The following is a 14,400-nucleotide window of genomic DNA, read 5'->3' as shown; positions in this document are numbered from 1 at the left end:
AACCCTGGCGGCCTCGGCTTCCCGGGGTCGGGACTCAAGGACGATCGCGCGTCCGCCACGTCTCTGCTTCGGTGGTTCAGCCCGCACCTCCGAAGCCGGACGGTCCTCGGTGCACCTGTCGCGCCGGTCCCCCTGTCGTACGAGTGGCTGGCGCTCCTTGTGGTCCAGGGCGGGCCCGTTCGTCTCGAGGTATTGCTGCCACTGCTGTGCGGGGAGCCAACCGTGGTGGCCGCCCCGCTGGAACGGGATCCGCTCACCGGCCGCAGCTTCCAGGATGAACCGGGTAAGGGGTCAAACCGCCTTCCCCCGTGAAGGTGCTCGACTGGTGGGCGGGCACGAGGACGCGGTGCCAGCCCCCGCAGTACCCGGCGTCGGTGGGGTTCTCCGGGTCGTAGGGCTTCTCCGGGCACCGGGTGAGCGCGCCGTTCTGGCTGCACTGGCCCTCCTCCAGGACGAAGTTGCCGTCCTGGAGCGCGATGTGGTTCTTCTGCACGCGGATGACGGAGGTCGGCAGGTTGGGCGTGCGGGCGTATGGGACGGTGCCGATGCCTGCGTGGTCGGGGTCGGCGAAGTCCCAGACCGACTGAACACCGCCACGGGCGCCGGAACCCCTCCCGTGCACGCATTCCGCGGGCTGTCTGGGCGCTCAGCTGAGGATCGTAGCCAAGGACGATGCCGTTGGCGCCGTTGATGCGTACATCGAGGCGCGCGTGCCCGTCTGCGGTGTGCGACTCGATGCCGGCGTGGAAGCCGTGATCTTCGGAGTCCTTCGCGACGCATTCCTTGCGGGCGAGGTGCTCGTCGGACTCGTGGCTGATGTGGGCAGTGGGCCTACACGGGTCAGGTCCGCGCAGCTCGCAGCGCTTCCTCCGGATCATCTTCGCTCGTAGCTCCTGTGTGGTGAACAGGGAGGGAGGACCGGGCCATGCCAGGCAGGAGCGGCTGTGCCGGTAGTGGACCGCCTCGCTGCGCTTCTCGAGGCTCATGAGTGAACGGCAGCCCCCTCGATGGAACCGGCCCGTGCCACCCCTGACCTGCAGTTCTATCGGCGTGGCGTAGGTTCTGAACTTCCCTCCGTGTCAGCCCTCTTCCAGGTGTTTCTGTCTGTTACTGGGCACTGTTGGTCACGTTTTGGTCATGCGGTCCCCCTGGGACGGGTTGGGCCATCGGTCATCGGCCGTCGTGGCGGGCGGCGTTGAAGCGCTTCCGGGCTCAGCGTGGCAGATGCCCAGAGGGTCCGACGGCGTCTTGGAGTCGGCCCCTCGCTACTTCCTACTCGTGTCCGACCCTCTGATCGAACGGATCGGTCCGGCGGACGCCCCGACGGTTGTGCACCCCGCGTTACCCCGCGCTGTGCCGGCGCCGGTCACCGCATTCGCGCACCCCGCAGGTTGCGGCTCACCGGTCTGCCGACAGGCCCCTTGGGTCCCGCTCCCTCTCGAGGACGACCTCACAGGCCTCAGGGAATTTTTCAGCCAAAAAGAGGCCGACAACATCTCCCCGGATCAATCGAGTTGCGCTGGACCGCTTGTCCGAGGGAGTAGTCCCGGCGTCGCCTGATGCACCGAACATGGCCTGTGTGTACCGTTGTTGACGGACCATTAGATCAACGCGTTCGTTCATTCTGCGGTGTAGATCACAAGGGCGGTTTAATCGCGGCCGCTCTCCTGTTTGGTAGCGTGACGCTGCTGGCTGACCACCAGCTTGCAACTCTGGGGGAAATTCATGTATTTCACGCGCGACGCGCACAACACCGCTGCTCGGGTGGCATCGACTGAAGCAGTATCTGACTCGCCTTCTGTTACCTGAAGCCTGAAGTCATCGGCGTGCGAGCCTGTCGGCGTCGGCCACGGCTCGCGAGGACAGTTGCGAGTGGAAGCATCAGATGGATCGTTTGATCGCAGTAAAGTCGACTGAGGTGTGGGTGGCAGCTCTGCCGCGCGTCGACCGCCTCACCTCCCGAGAGCGTGAAGTGTTCGCTCTGCTCTCGCAGGGAGTTTCCAACCAGGCGTTGGCCGACTCGCTCTACGTGAGCGAGCGGACAGTGCGGGCCCATATCAGCAACATATCCGAGAAGCTCGAGCTTGATTCGCGGCTTCAGCTCTGCCTTGCCTCTCATTCGCACAACTTCGGCTGTCGTGCTGCGTTGGCGAAGACTGTCGCTGACGACAATAGTGGCGCTAGTTGACCCTGATCGACACTAGTGGCGGCCGGGGGAAAACGTCCTCGGGAGTCAAAGAAGAGGTCAAGTCTCATGCATAACCGCAATGTCGATATTCTTGAAGAAATCAACGAGCAGAACCTCGACGGTCTGAGTGCGGGCACCATCTTCGAGACGGTCACCTACACCGTGGCCAGCTGGGCGCTGGGTAACAACGGCCACCTGTGCACCGTCACAGTCGAGTGCCAGAAGAACTGCCAGCGCTGATCGACCTGGGTGCCGGGCCCTGTGAAGTCCGGCACCTGGTTCTCCGTGGAACCGGAATTACCATGACGAGTGCAATAACAGCGAGTGCGGTGACGGAAGTTCTGCGCACCTATCTCCCCGAGCTTCCGGCCGGTGAGATGTGGGACCGGCTGCACCGGAAGCTCCTCAGCGAGGCGGCGAGCGCCGAAGGCGGGGGAGTGGAGGGTGTCCATGCTGCGCCGCCGGACGCCTATGATGCCGCGCTCGACATCGAAGGCCGGTTCCATGACTACGTTGCGCACCACGTGCGTAGCTGGACGGACCGGCTGGATCGCGCGGTGGCCGCCTCACCCGTGGTCTCCCCCCAGAACAGCCTGGTCAGAGACTTCCTTACTGGCCAGACGGGGGCCACGGCGGCCCTGATGCTGCGCACGCTCCTCGATGAACTGAACCGTCGCCGGGCCGCCGGTCTGCTGGTCGGCGACACGCCTGAGGCGCGGTACCGGGACTTCCGTGTCTGGACCAACAGTGATGCCGGCCACGCCGAACTGCTGCGGCGGAACGCCGGCCTCTTCCGGGCGGCGCGTGCCCGTGTGCATGCGGCCGAGTCCTATCTCCTGCACCTGGTCGGCGAGGTCGAGGCCCACCGTGACCGGCTGGCTGCCGAGATTCCAGGCCTCGCCAACCGGCCACTGATCTCAGCCATCCACATGGGCGAGGGCGACACCCACAACGGCGGAAAGTCTGCCGCCCGGATCGTGTTTGCGGACAACAGCCGGATCCTCTACAAGCCGCACCCGATCGGGGCGGAGATCGGCTACCACGCATTCGTCCGCTGGGTGAACGAACGTCTGGGCACCGGTTTGCGCACCATCACCGCGGTGTCCACCGGCGAAGGTGGATTCGTCGAGTACGTGCGCACTGAGGAATTTTCCGGTGACGCAAAGGAATATTTTGCCCACATAGGGCGCCTGGCGGGCATTCTCTATCTACTCAAGGCCACGGACATTCATTACGAGAATGTGGTCACCTGCGTGGACGGCCCAGTCGTCGTCGACACCGAGACGCTGCTGACACCGCGCCTGAGCCGTACCGTCACGGAAAGTGAGAGCTCTGCGGCGCACCAGGCCGCCACGTTCATAAGCGAGTCGGTCGCCGGAATCGGTATCCTGCCGATGGTCGTGAAGTCGAGCGACTCGGACCGGGGAATGGATATCGGTGCCATCGGCTACGACCCGGGGCAAAAGATTCCCTACCGTACGTTTGCGGTGCACAATTCGGGTCGCGACGACATGTTCGTCGAGCTGGCCGAGGCCGAGACAGTGGCAGTCAACGCGAACCTGTCCGTGTTCGGTGCCGCCGGCCTTGCGGTATCAGTGCAACGAGAGATAATCAAGACGGAGTTCCGTCGCATTCTTGAGTATGCGCGGACGCATCCCGGCGAGGTGCTGGGCGCAATCGAATCACACCTCGGCGATGCTCATTTCCGTTACGTCAACATTCCCACGGTCTTCTATTCGCAGCTCCTTCGGATGGTCACCCATCCCACCGCTCTGCGAGACCCCGTCGTGCGCAGCGCATTGCTCCACCGGGTTGTTCTGCGCACGGGAGACGCCCACGAATTGGTGGACGATGAAGCCCGTCAACTCGCCGCTTGGGACGTGCCGTACTTCGAGTACACGGCGCGGTCCACCACGCTGTTCTCCCGCTCGGATTCCCAGGTCGGAAGCATCGCGGTGTGCGCTGACGCATTCGACGAACCCCCCATGGACGCTGTCCGAGCACGCATCACCGGACTCGGCCCGGAGGTGATCGACCGAGAGCTGCACATGGTCGACCTCGCATTCGTCAACAAGCTGCCGGAAGAAGGGGAGACCACCGGTTTCACCCCGGTTCGTACCGTCGGCTCCCCCCACGTGGACGTGTCTCGTCAGCGGATGCTCGATGAGGCCCTGCGGATCGGCGACGAGTTCGTTGCCACCATGGTCGCGAGCCGGCACGAAGGTTTCCCCGCCACATGGATCGCCCCTCAGGTGATGACCGCCGAACAGAGCCAGTGGAGCCCGGGAACGCTGGGCTACGACCTGTACGGAGGCAGCCCGGGTCTCGCTCTCGTCCTGGCCGGACTCGCCAGGGAAACCGGGGACAGCGGCTACGCCGAAGCGGCGCTGAGGGTCCTCGACCCTCTGGAGGACCAGCTGCGGCGCGGAGCCCTGGAGGGGCCGAAGATATCGGTGGGCGGTATGACCGGTCTGGCCGGTACCGTCTACGCGATCAGCACGGTCCGGCGACTACTGGGCACAGGCGGCGCGATGACCGCCGGTGAGCTGGCAGGGGAACTGGCCCGGCGGGCAGCTCCGGACGTCGGCTGCGACTTCGTGAGCGGTATGGCCGGCACGCTCGCCGTGTGCCTCGTCCTCCACCGTAGCGCTCAGGACGACGGGGACCGGCAACTCGTCGAAGCGGCGGCACGCTCCATCGCCGGCACTGAGGCCGCGATCCTCAACGGGCTCCGGTCCCAGTACGGCCGGGTCACGCCCTACACCGGCTATGCCCATGGCGCCATGGGCATAGCCCCGGTACTCCTTGAGTACGGAACGCTTCTCGGCGACCCGGAGGCGCGCGACCTCGGACTCGGCATCCTCTCCGACGTGCTCGACGCCTACGACGTGCGTGACGGGGACTGGCCGCGCGGCTGGGGCGGTACCGACCGCTCCTACGGCTGGTGCCATGGCGCCCCCGGCATGCTCCTGGGCGCCCTCGCAGCCGTCCGGCACGCGCCGGACGCGGTACCGCGGGCCCGAATGGAACGGCTCGCCGAACTGACACTGCAGCGTGGCTTCGGCAACAATCCGACGTACTGCCACGGGGATCTCGCCAGTGCGGAGATTGTCGCCATGGCCGAACGGGAACAGCCCGGGCTCTTCGGCGGATGCCTGGACGAGGACCTGTATCCGCGGCTGTTCACCGACGTCGTCGAGCGTTACCCAGAGCGGGCCGACACCAAGTACGCCTACAGCAGCAGTCTGCTCGTCGGACGCGCCGGCTTCGCCTGGTCGATCCTCCGGCACATCGCCCCGGACAGCTACCCCTGCGTGCTGAACCTCGGGTAGGACCCGCACCACTGCTTGCGGCCGCGGGATCGCAACAGCGGCAGCCAGTCCACCGCGGCCGCTCCTGAACGGGGTTCCCGAAGCCTTCGGGAGCCTTCGTCAAGTACCCCGCATCACAACGAGAAAGGACAGAACATGAGCAACATCGTCAAGGACGCCACCACGGGCTTCGTCTCCGAGGAGGAGCTGGTCCAGCTGGCCGAGGAGCCGAGCGAGCTCGCCGCCGGCGCTGCCGCCTCCGGCATCCTCTGTGGCGCCGGTATCACCACGGCGATCACCACCTTCAGCGCCGCGATGCAGGGCGGGTGCCCGACCAGCGGCTGCACCGGCCGCTGCTGAGGACTCAGCAGGCGGAAACCTGGCATGCCGGCCCCGGGACGTCCCGGGGCCGGCACCCGTGCAGAGAGCGAACAGCGAGTGTCATGGTGCAGTTGAGTGATGATGTCCTCCAGCAGTTGCTGGAGCGGTGCGTCGAGGACCGGTCCGGGGAGTTCGGCGGCTTCTACCGTCCGTTCCTGACGGAGTGCGCGCGGGGGATCCGGGCATGGGACGGGCCGGGGGAAACAGGGCGCAGCTGCTTCGTCGACCTTCCGCAGGTCGCCGGCACTCTCCTGCGTGCCGTCATGGACGCCTACTGCCGCACCGGCGTGCGCACACTCATATCGGCCTTCCGTTCCCGTGAGAGCGACCCCGTTTGCGCAGCCATGGCGTACGACGAATTCCACACATGGCTGAGCGGCGTGGAGGGCCGACAGAGACTGCTGGGCCTCTACCCCGAACTGGACCGACTGCTGCGCCTGACCGCGGAGCGCCACCTGACGCATGCACAGCAGGTCCTGGACGCCGCCTGGCAGGATCGTGCGGAGCTGGGCGCCGCCTATGGGACAGACGGCCCCATCATCTCCCTCGTCCCGGGCCTGGGGGACTCCCATCGGGGTGGCCGGACCGTGTCCTCGCTGCGCTGGCAGAACGGTGTGACCGTTATCCACAAGCCCCAGCAGGAGAGCGCCCAGCCCCTCCTGGAGGCGGTCCGCGATCTGGCCGACCGGGACGGCGCGTTCTTCGGTCCCCTCGTGCCCAGGGCCATCGTCCGCCCCGCATACCTGTGGCAGGAGTGTGTCCGGCACGGAGACGTGGACGAAACCCTGGGAGCAGCGGGGTACTTCAGGCGGTTCGGCCGCGCGGCCGCCCTGCTGACCATGATGGGTGCCACCGACCTGCACCATGAGAACGTCCTGGCCACGCCAGGCGGCCCCGTCGTCATCGACACCGAGACGCTGGTGTCCCTGCCCGGACACCACGGCACAGGAGGTGCCGGAGCCCTGGGCCGTGAGACCGAAGCGTCGGTGCTCAACACGATGCTGTTCTCGACACGCTTCAGCGGCGCCGCTCTGGACGTAGACATGTCGGCTGTCGGATGCATCCGGCCGGCGGACTCGCGTCGGCTGCGTACCCACCGCGTGGTGGACGCCGGCACCGACCGGATCAGGTTCGATCAGGTAGCCGCAGGCGCCCCGCACGGTACCAACATGGCCACGGTGGCCGGCGAGCCGCTCGACCCGCGACTGTGGTCGGACCAGATCACCGCAGGGTTCCACGAGGCCCGGGAACGGCTCCGGACCCACCGGGAGGCGATCGAAGACACGGTGGAGCGGCATCGGGGCTGGTCGGTCCGCCAGGTGCTCCGCCCGACCTATGTCTACGCCCGCTTCCTTGACGCCTCCACACACCCGGCGTACCTGAGCAGTACGGCGACGCGGACGGATCTCCTGAGCAAAATGCCGCAGCGTCACCGGGGCGTCGAGGGGGTGGAGGCGGGTGAGGCGCTGCGTCACGCGGAGGCGGCGCAACTCGTGGACCTCGACATCCCGTTCTTCGACGTGCCATGCGATGCGCGTGCGCTGCGCGGCAACGGTGGTGAACCGGTCACCACCGCCTCCCACCGCACCGCCGACGTGGGCAGCACCCCCACGGAGGCTGTACAGCGCGCGGTACGCGACTTCTTCGAGCGTCCGGCAGTTCGCGATCTGACGTACATCGGCTATGCCCTGGGCAGCTCGGTGGACGACGTGTGGGAGGAGCGCCGCACGCCCGTCCACGGCAGCTGTTGCCCCGGCCTCGCCGACGCGAGCGGCTGGCACGCGGTGCTCGCCGGACTAGTCGTCAGCCAGGACGAACAACCGACCTGGCTGATGCCCAAGCTGGACGGTGACGGCCTACGCCTCGGCAGCGTCAACACACCGTTGCACGAGGGCGGCGGGCTGATGCTGTACCTGGCCGAGGCCGCCAGGGTGCACGGTGCACCCGTGATCGGCGCGGACCCCGGTGCGGTCTATGCCGCGGCGATGCCGCGGGAACTGCCTGAGACGACGGCACCCACGGACTTCTCCCCGTTCACCGGAGCCCTCTCGTCCGTCGTCACGGGACTGGAACTGGTCCGCCGTGGCGTGGACCCGTCCCGCATCCCACTGCCGGACCTGTCCGTTGGGGACCTCGACGTCCGTGGCCTGACCGTGAAGGACTTCGACTACCTCAACGGCTTCGGCGGCTACCTCCTCTACCGCGCCGAGTACGCCGACGAGGCGGGCCTCCTGGCAACCGGACCGGACACCGGACTGCTGCTCGACCGTCTCGTCGAACTGGACGGCCCGCCGGACACACATCAGGGTCCGCTGGGCCTGGCCCACGGCCGCTTCGGACGCATCGCGGCGATGAGCGCGCTCGTCCTGCGCGGGGCCGACCCCAGCGGCCGTGCCACCGAGCACTTGGCCGCCTTCGCCTCGTCGTACCTCCGCCACCGGTGGACGGACGAGGCACTGCGGGACGCCCGCAGCACCGGCGGATGGTGCAAGGGCCACGCCGGCGCCGCCTTCGCCGCCGCGAAACTCCTGCGGTCCGTCGGCTGTTCGGCCGAGCAGACCCGCGAGGCCATCGCGCCCGAGGTGGAGCACATCATCACCGGCGACCTCAGTCCCGACATCAGCTTCTGCCACGGGGTCGCAGGGCGGCTGGCCATGCTGTGCTGGCTCGCCGACCACCTCGGCTGGCCGCAGCTGCGGTCCGAGGCGGTTGCCCTGAGCGAGCGCTTCCTCGACCGGTATGGACAGGGGGGCTGGACGTTCGGCATCGGATCCGTGACCGACCTGCCGTCCTTCCTCTACGGGCGCTCTGGCTGGCACTACACGCAGCTCATGCTGCGGGACGAGAGTGTACGGCTTCCCTTGTGTCTGGGAGGCCGCTGATGCGCGTCCGCCGGGTCAAGGAGGTCCACCAGTTCGCGCCGGCCGAGTGCGCGCTGTGCTGCATTGCGATGATCTTGTCCGCCCACGGCTCCCGCAACTCCGTGACACGGCTGCGCCGTGAGTACGAGACCGGCCGGGACGGCTTGACCATCAAGGAGACCGCGGACATCCTGCGCGGTCACGGAATGGAGGTCCGCACGTTTCGTGCGAGCACCGGAAGCCTGAGGAAACTGGCTTTCCCGCTCATCGCCTACTGGAACGACAGCCACCTGGTGGTACTGGAGAAGCTCACCGAGCGGCGCGCCACCGTCGTGGACCCCTCCGGGGGACGTCGGACCCACCCGGTCGAGGAGTTCGAGAAGCACTACTCCGGCCTGGTGATGGAAGCGACACCCACCGACGCCTACACGCCGGTACGGCACCACGAGCCCAGCGTGTGGTGGGAGTTCCTGCGGGCCATGCGCGGTGCGAAGTGGCCGTTGATCCACGCGTCCCTGATGTCGCTGCTGCTGTACGTGTTCACCGTCCTGATGCCGATGGCGATCGAGCACGTCATCAACCACTTCGCCCGATACTTCACCGAGCTGTCGGTGCCAGTGGTGGGGGCGCTCCTCCTATTGCCCATGGCCGGGTACTTCGCAGTGTCCATGCTGCGGTCGGCCTGTCTGGCCTCGGTCATCCGGGGCCTGGGTGAGCTGATGATGGGCCGGACCTTCCGCACCCTGCTCGGCCTCCCGTACAAGTACTTCGCCAACCGCTCTCAGGGCGAACTGATGTTCCGGCTGTCCAGCATCGCGTCGGTGCGGGACATGCTCTCCAGCCAGGTCTCGGCCGTGCTGCTGGACGTGGGCAGCCTGGTGGTCGTGTTCGGGTACATCTTCATCAAGTCCGTACCACTGGGACTCCTCGCCGTGGCGGTGTTCCTGTGCATGGTCACCGTCGCCGCAGTGAGCTACCGGCCGATCCGCAAGGTGACCACCTTCGAGATCAACGAGACCACCGAGTCATCCTCACTGCAGATGGAGGCCCTGTCGTCGATCGAGACGCTGAAGGTCTCCGGTATGACGGACTCCTTCTTCGCCAACTGGCAGCGGGTCTATGCCGGTGCGATGGACCGGACCCGTCGGCGGATCGTCCTGCAGGGTGCCGCCTCCAGCGGGCACGCCGTGTTCCAGGTCTTCGGCCCTCTGCTGGTGCTGGCGGCCGGACTGTGGCTGGTCTGGAGGGGACGCCTCGACCTCGGGACCGCCGTGGCGGTCCAAGCCATGACGGCCACCAGCCTGGGCACGGTGACCTCGCTGTCGACCGCCTTCTCCCAGTTCGTCATCGCCAACGCGCAGGTGACCCGGGTCGCCGACATCCTTCACCAGCCCCCGGTCAAGCCGGTGTTCGGTGAGCAGGAAGTGGACATCGAAGGTGCGGTCTCCTTGCGTGGCGTCGGCTTTTCCTACCCGGGCGCCAGGACGCCCGCACTGCGCGACGTCACTTTCGACGTCAGGGCAGGGCAGAGCGTGGCTGTCGTAGGCAGTTCGGGCTCGGGCAAGAGCACACTGGGCAAGCTCCTCATGGGGCTCTACCCGGTCGGGTCCGGCGGCATCGACTACGACGGGGTGTCGATCGGTGACATCGGAGCTGACTCCTTCTACCGGCGGGTCGCCTACGTTCCCCAGGAGATCGTCCTCAGTAACCGGACGATCGCGGAGAACATCGCCTTCGGCGTGCCTGACGCGGACCCGGAAGCCGTGCAACGGGCAGCACGCCAGGCACAGATCCACCAGGACGTCGAGGCGATGCCATTGGGGTACGCTACACAGATCCGGGAGATGGGCGGAAGCCTGTCCGGAGGCCAGCGTCAACGCGTCGCCCTGGCACGCGCCTTGATCCGTCAGCCCCGTGTGCTCGTACTCGACGAGGCGACCAGCGCGTTGGACACGGTGACGGAGTCGCGGATCGCCGAGGCCCTCGCCGGCCTGAAGTGCACCCGCATCATCATCGCCCACCGCCTTTCGACGATCATGAACGCGGATCTGATCGTCGTCCTTCAGGACGGACGTGTGGTGCAGACCGGCCGGCACCACGAACTGGTGGCCTTGTCGGGCCCTTATCGGGACCTGGTGCACTCGCAGGTGAGCGTGCAGCCCGTATGAGCCTCCGACCGTACGTCACAGCACTACGCACAGGAGAACGACCAGTGAAACAGGACGGAAACGCCCCAGAGGATCCCGTCATATCGGTCCGGGAGCTGACCCGCGACTTCGGTGGGGTGCGAGCCGTGGACAGCCTTTCCTTCGATGTCCACAAGGGCCGGATCACCGGCTTTCTCGGACCCAACGGGGCGGGCAAGACCACCACGCTGCGCATGCTGCTCGGGCTCACCAGGCCCACAACGGGCCATGCCCATGTCTTCGGGCGTCCGTACGGATCCCACCGTCGTCCGGCCCGCCGTATCGGCGCCGCGCTGGAGGGTACGGCCTTCGTGGCCGGACGCAGCGGACGCGACCATCTGCGCTGCTACTCCGGCCCCGCCGGATGCCCTCGCCGGCGCGTCGACGAACTCCTGGAGCTGGTCGGCCTCGCCGAGGCGGCTCGACGCCCGGTGAGCGGCTACTCGACGGGTATGAAGCAGCGGCTGTCACTCGCCACGGCGCTGCTCGGTGAACCGGACCTGCTGGTTCTCGACGAGCCCGCCAACGGTCTGGATCCCGAAGGAATCCTCTGGCTCCGGCACTTCCTCCGTGAGTTCGTCGAGCAGGGCCGGAGCGTCCTGCTCTCCAGCCACCTCCTGCGCGAGATGGAGCAGACCGTGGACGACGTACTGCTATTGCACCGTGGCCGCCTCCTCTACACCGGAAGCCTTGACCAACTGCTGCAACGTGCCGGGGGCGAGCGCCGCGATCTCGAATCCGCCTTCATGGCCCTGACCGGCGCGGACAACGGAGCGCGGCTGTGAAAATCCAGTTGGGTTCGGAGCTGACAAAGATCACCTCGACCAGGTTGTGGTGGTTTTTGCTCCTGGCAATGGTTGCGTTGACCACGGGGTTCGGCACGTTCCTCGTCTACGCCGCTCTCCACGCCCCGGCCAGTCCGCTGCGTCTCGACTCCCCGGGCAAGATCGTTCTTCTGTACAACCTGCCCGTCGCGATCGCCTACGTCTTCCCGTTGGCGTTCGGGGTCGTCCTCGTCACGCAGGAGTACAACTCCCGTACGATCGTGCACACCTTGCTCGGTGAGCCGAGAAAGCACCTGGTGTACGGGGCCAAGCTGCTGACCGGGCTCGGTGTGGCATTCGTCTACGGGGTCGTCTCGGTGGGACTCTCCGCCGCTGTCACGGCCGTGATGCTCTCCGCTCAGGGCGCCGACCCCCACCTCGCGGATTCCCAGGTGATCAGCGCACTTCTCGGCAGCCTTGCCGTCCTCACGCTGTGGGGGCCGATCGGCGTCGCGATCGGTGCCCTGGTGCGCAACCAGGTGGTGGCCATCGTCGGCATCCTCCTGGTCACCCGGTTCATCGAGCCGATGGTGCGGATGGGGGCGGCACGTGTCGGGTACGCACAGCTTGGCGCATACCTTCCGGGTGGGGCAGGAGACACGGCCAGCGGTGGAACCGTCATCGATGCAGCGGCGGGCATGAGCCCTCCGTCGCCCCTGCTGGGCTTTCTGGTGCTGGGCGCCTACACCGTGATCCTCGCTGCGCTCGGACAGATCCGTTTCACCCGCTACGAAGCGTCCTGAACGCTCGGCCAGCTCATCCAGAACAAGGGAGAAAACAACATGACCAAGAGCCGGATCCAGATGAAGGCCCGCGGTGAGGGACTGATGTGGGCGGCTGCGGCCGCATGTCTGCTTGCTGCTGTTGTCGCACCGCTGTTCGGTGACAGTCTGACCGCCATCGTGATCCCCTGCGCAGGCGCGATGAGCATCGTCGGCGGCATCGCATGGCTCCGCAGCAATCAGGCTTCGTAGTGCCGCCGCACGGCCGCCCGCCGAGGCGTGAGGCGCTCCCAGCCGAAGGAACAACCACGCTGTGAAACGCTCAGCAGCACTTCGAGCCGCCGGTGGCCTGGTCGTCGGCGCGCTCGTGGCCGGAGTGGTCACCGCCGCGCCCGCCACTGCGCGCGACGCCCGGCCGGCGCACGTCAGTGCAGTGGACCAGGGGACCAGGATCGCTGCCGAACGCGCTGCCGCGGCCGGCATCGACTGGCGGGACTGTCCCACGGACACAGGCCTGACCGCGCCGATCCGGTGTGGTCGGGTCACCGTTCCGCTCGACTACGCCCAGCCCGATGGCCGAGCCATCACCTTGACCGTGGACCGGATCGCGAACACCGGCGGCCCGGCGGAGCGGCAGGGCGCCCTGCTCCACAACCCCGGTGGTCCCGGAGTCTCTGGTCTGCTCTTCCCGACCCAGGTCACCAACGGAAACCCGATCTGGGCCCGGACCGCCCGGGCATACGACTTCGTGGGATTCGACCCTCGCGGCGTTGGACACTCCGGTCTCTTCTCTTGCCAGGACCCGCGGGAGTTCGCCGACACGCCCAAGCCCGACCCGCTTCCGCACAGCGAGGCCGACAAGACCGCCCAACGCAAGCTCACCAGAAGCTACGCCGAAGGGTGCCGCGTCCGGGGTGGCGAACTGATGCCGTTCCTGACGACCGAGAACACGGCCCGCGACCTCGAGGTCATTCGCGCTGCGCTGGGCGAGAAGCAGCTCAACTACGTGGGGGTCTCCTACGGTGGCTACCTCGGCGCCGTCTACGCGACTCTTTTCCCCCGCCATGTCCGCCGGATGATTGCCGACTCCTCCATCGACCCCTCGCGTGCCAAGCTCGGCTATCGGGCCAACCTCGAGCAGAACCTGGGGTTCCAGAGGCGCTGGCAGGATTGGACTGCGTGGGTGGCCCGGCACGACGCCACCTACCATCTCGGCGGTACCGCAGCCGCCGTCCAGGCGGGGTGGGAAGAGCTGCACGCCGAGGTGAAGGCACACCCGCTCGGCGGCACCGTCGGTCCCGCCGAGCTCACGACCCTCTTCCAGAACGCCCTCTACTACGACATGGTCTGGGCCCCGCTCGCCTCCATCTGGAGCTCGCACCGTGTCGGGGACGACACACTTCTCATCGCGGCCGCCACGCAGTCCACCAACGCCGTCGCTGCAGAGAATGCCAACGCCGTGTATACGGCCGTGGGCTGTAATGACAACGCATGGCCCACCGATTGGAAGACCTGGGACCGTGATGCCACCCGCCTCCACCGGCGGGCACCGTTCATGACCTGGGCCAACACGTGGAAGAACCTGCCGTGCGCCACTTGGCCGATCCGCCCGAACACTCCCGTCGACGTTCGCAGCGGCAGCGGTCTGCCTCCCGTCCTCATCGTCCACAGCACCCGCGACGCGGCCGCGCCCTACTCCGGCGCCGTGGAGCTGCACAAGCGACTGGAAGGTTCGCGGCTGATCACGGACAGCGGCGCAGGCTCTCACGGTGTCACCGATCTGGTGAACGCGTGTGTCAACCAACGCGTCGACGCCTACCTCCTCACAGGCCGCTTGGATTCGCGGAATGTGGTCTGTGCTCTGCGTGCGCAGGAACCGACCGCGGTGTCCACCGACCGCTGAAGGCAGGGACATGCAGGCCGGGGT

General features: G+C 67.1%; 11 protein-coding genes. 10 read left to right on the top strand and 1 reads right to left on the bottom strand.

Annotated features, from left to right (window positions below; genetic code table 11):
• Positions 1 to 253 precede the first annotated feature (253 nt).
• Positions 254 to 622, bottom strand: a complete 369-nt coding sequence (locus IE257_RS28660) for a hypothetical protein (protein ID WP_189972781.1) — start codon at positions 620 to 622, stop codon at positions 254 to 256.
• A gap of 1,263 nt (positions 623 to 1,885) precedes the next feature.
• Between IE257_RS28660 and IE257_RS28655 the strand changes: the two genes are divergently transcribed.
• The 10 genes from IE257_RS28655 to IE257_RS28610 all read left to right on the top strand — a co-directional run bounded on the left by IE257_RS28655 (position 1,886) and on the right by IE257_RS28610 (position 14,376).
• Positions 1,886 to 2,188, top strand: a complete 303-nt coding sequence (locus IE257_RS28655) for a helix-turn-helix domain-containing protein (RefSeq protein ID WP_189972780.1) — start codon at positions 1,886 to 1,888, stop codon at positions 2,186 to 2,188.
• A gap of 15 nt (positions 2,189 to 2,203) precedes the next feature.
• The gene (locus tag IE257_RS28650) at positions 2,204 to 2,428 is read left to right on the top strand and encodes a plantaricin C family lantibiotic (RefSeq protein ID WP_268251443.1); all 225 of its coding nucleotides are present in this window, start codon (positions 2,204 to 2,206) and stop codon (positions 2,426 to 2,428) included.
• 89 nt (positions 2,429 to 2,517) lie between these two features.
• Positions 2,518 to 5,520: a type 2 lanthipeptide synthetase LanM family protein gene (locus IE257_RS28645; RefSeq protein WP_189972778.1), complete on the top strand. Its 3,003-nt coding sequence runs from the start codon at positions 2,518 to 2,520 to the stop codon at positions 5,518 to 5,520.
• 135 nt (positions 5,521 to 5,655) lie between these two features.
• The gene (locus tag IE257_RS28640; RefSeq protein WP_189972777.1) at positions 5,656 to 5,859 is read left to right on the top strand and encodes a hypothetical protein; all 204 of its coding nucleotides are present in this window, start codon (positions 5,656 to 5,658) and stop codon (positions 5,857 to 5,859) included.
• A 92-nt stretch (positions 5,860 to 5,951) separates the two neighbouring features.
• Positions 5,952 to 8,762: a type 2 lanthipeptide synthetase LanM gene (lanM, locus tag IE257_RS28635; RefSeq protein WP_189972776.1), complete on the top strand. Its 2,811-nt coding sequence runs from the start codon at positions 5,952 to 5,954 to the stop codon at positions 8,760 to 8,762.
• A complete protein-coding gene (locus IE257_RS28630; RefSeq protein ID WP_209468407.1) occupies positions 8,762 to 10,909 on the top strand; it encodes a peptidase domain-containing ABC transporter in 2,148 nt (715 codons plus the stop codon). Before lanM ends, IE257_RS28630 begins: the two co-directional genes overlap by 1 nt.
• A gap of 44 nt (positions 10,910 to 10,953) precedes the next feature.
• Entirely contained in the window at positions 10,954 to 11,712 is a 759-nt protein-coding gene (locus tag IE257_RS28625; RefSeq protein WP_229920716.1) for an ABC transporter ATP-binding protein, read from the top strand.
• Positions 11,709 to 12,494, top strand: a complete 786-nt coding sequence (locus IE257_RS28620) for an ABC transporter permease (protein ID WP_189972774.1) — start codon at positions 11,709 to 11,711, stop codon at positions 12,492 to 12,494. Before IE257_RS28625 ends, IE257_RS28620 begins: the two co-directional genes overlap by 4 nt.
• Before the next feature lie 39 nt (positions 12,495 to 12,533).
• Entirely contained in the window at positions 12,534 to 12,725 is a 192-nt protein-coding gene (locus tag IE257_RS28615) for a hypothetical protein (RefSeq protein ID WP_189972773.1), read from the top strand.
• Positions 12,726 to 12,786: 61 nt separating this feature from the next.
• Positions 12,787 to 14,376: an alpha/beta hydrolase gene (locus tag IE257_RS28610; RefSeq protein WP_189972772.1), complete on the top strand. Its 1,590-nt coding sequence runs from the start codon at positions 12,787 to 12,789 to the stop codon at positions 14,374 to 14,376.
• Positions 14,377 to 14,400 lie beyond the last annotated feature (24 nt).

Source organism: Streptomyces avidinii, from assembly GCF_014650695.1.
GTDB lineage: Bacteria > Actinomycetota > Actinomycetes > Streptomycetales > Streptomycetaceae > Streptomyces > Streptomyces avidinii.
The sequence above is the reverse complement of the archived record's forward strand: the minus strand, read 5'-3'. Positions and strand labels throughout refer to the sequence as shown.

Coding starts and splice junctions, on each gene's coding strand:
- IE257_RS28640 (WP_189972777.1), top strand. CDS start 5,656: ATGAGCAACATCGTCAAGGACGCCACCACGGGCTTCGTCTCCGAGGAG.
- IE257_RS28615 (WP_189972773.1), top strand. CDS start 12,534: ATGACCAAGAGCCGGATCCAGATGAAGGCCCGCGGTGAGGGACTGATG.
- IE257_RS28630 (WP_209468407.1), top strand. CDS start 8,762: ATGCGCGTCCGCCGGGTCAAGGAGGTCCACCAGTTCGCGCCGGCCGAG.
- IE257_RS28655 (WP_189972780.1), top strand. CDS start 1,886: ATGGATCGTTTGATCGCAGTAAAGTCGACTGAGGTGTGGGTGGCAGCT.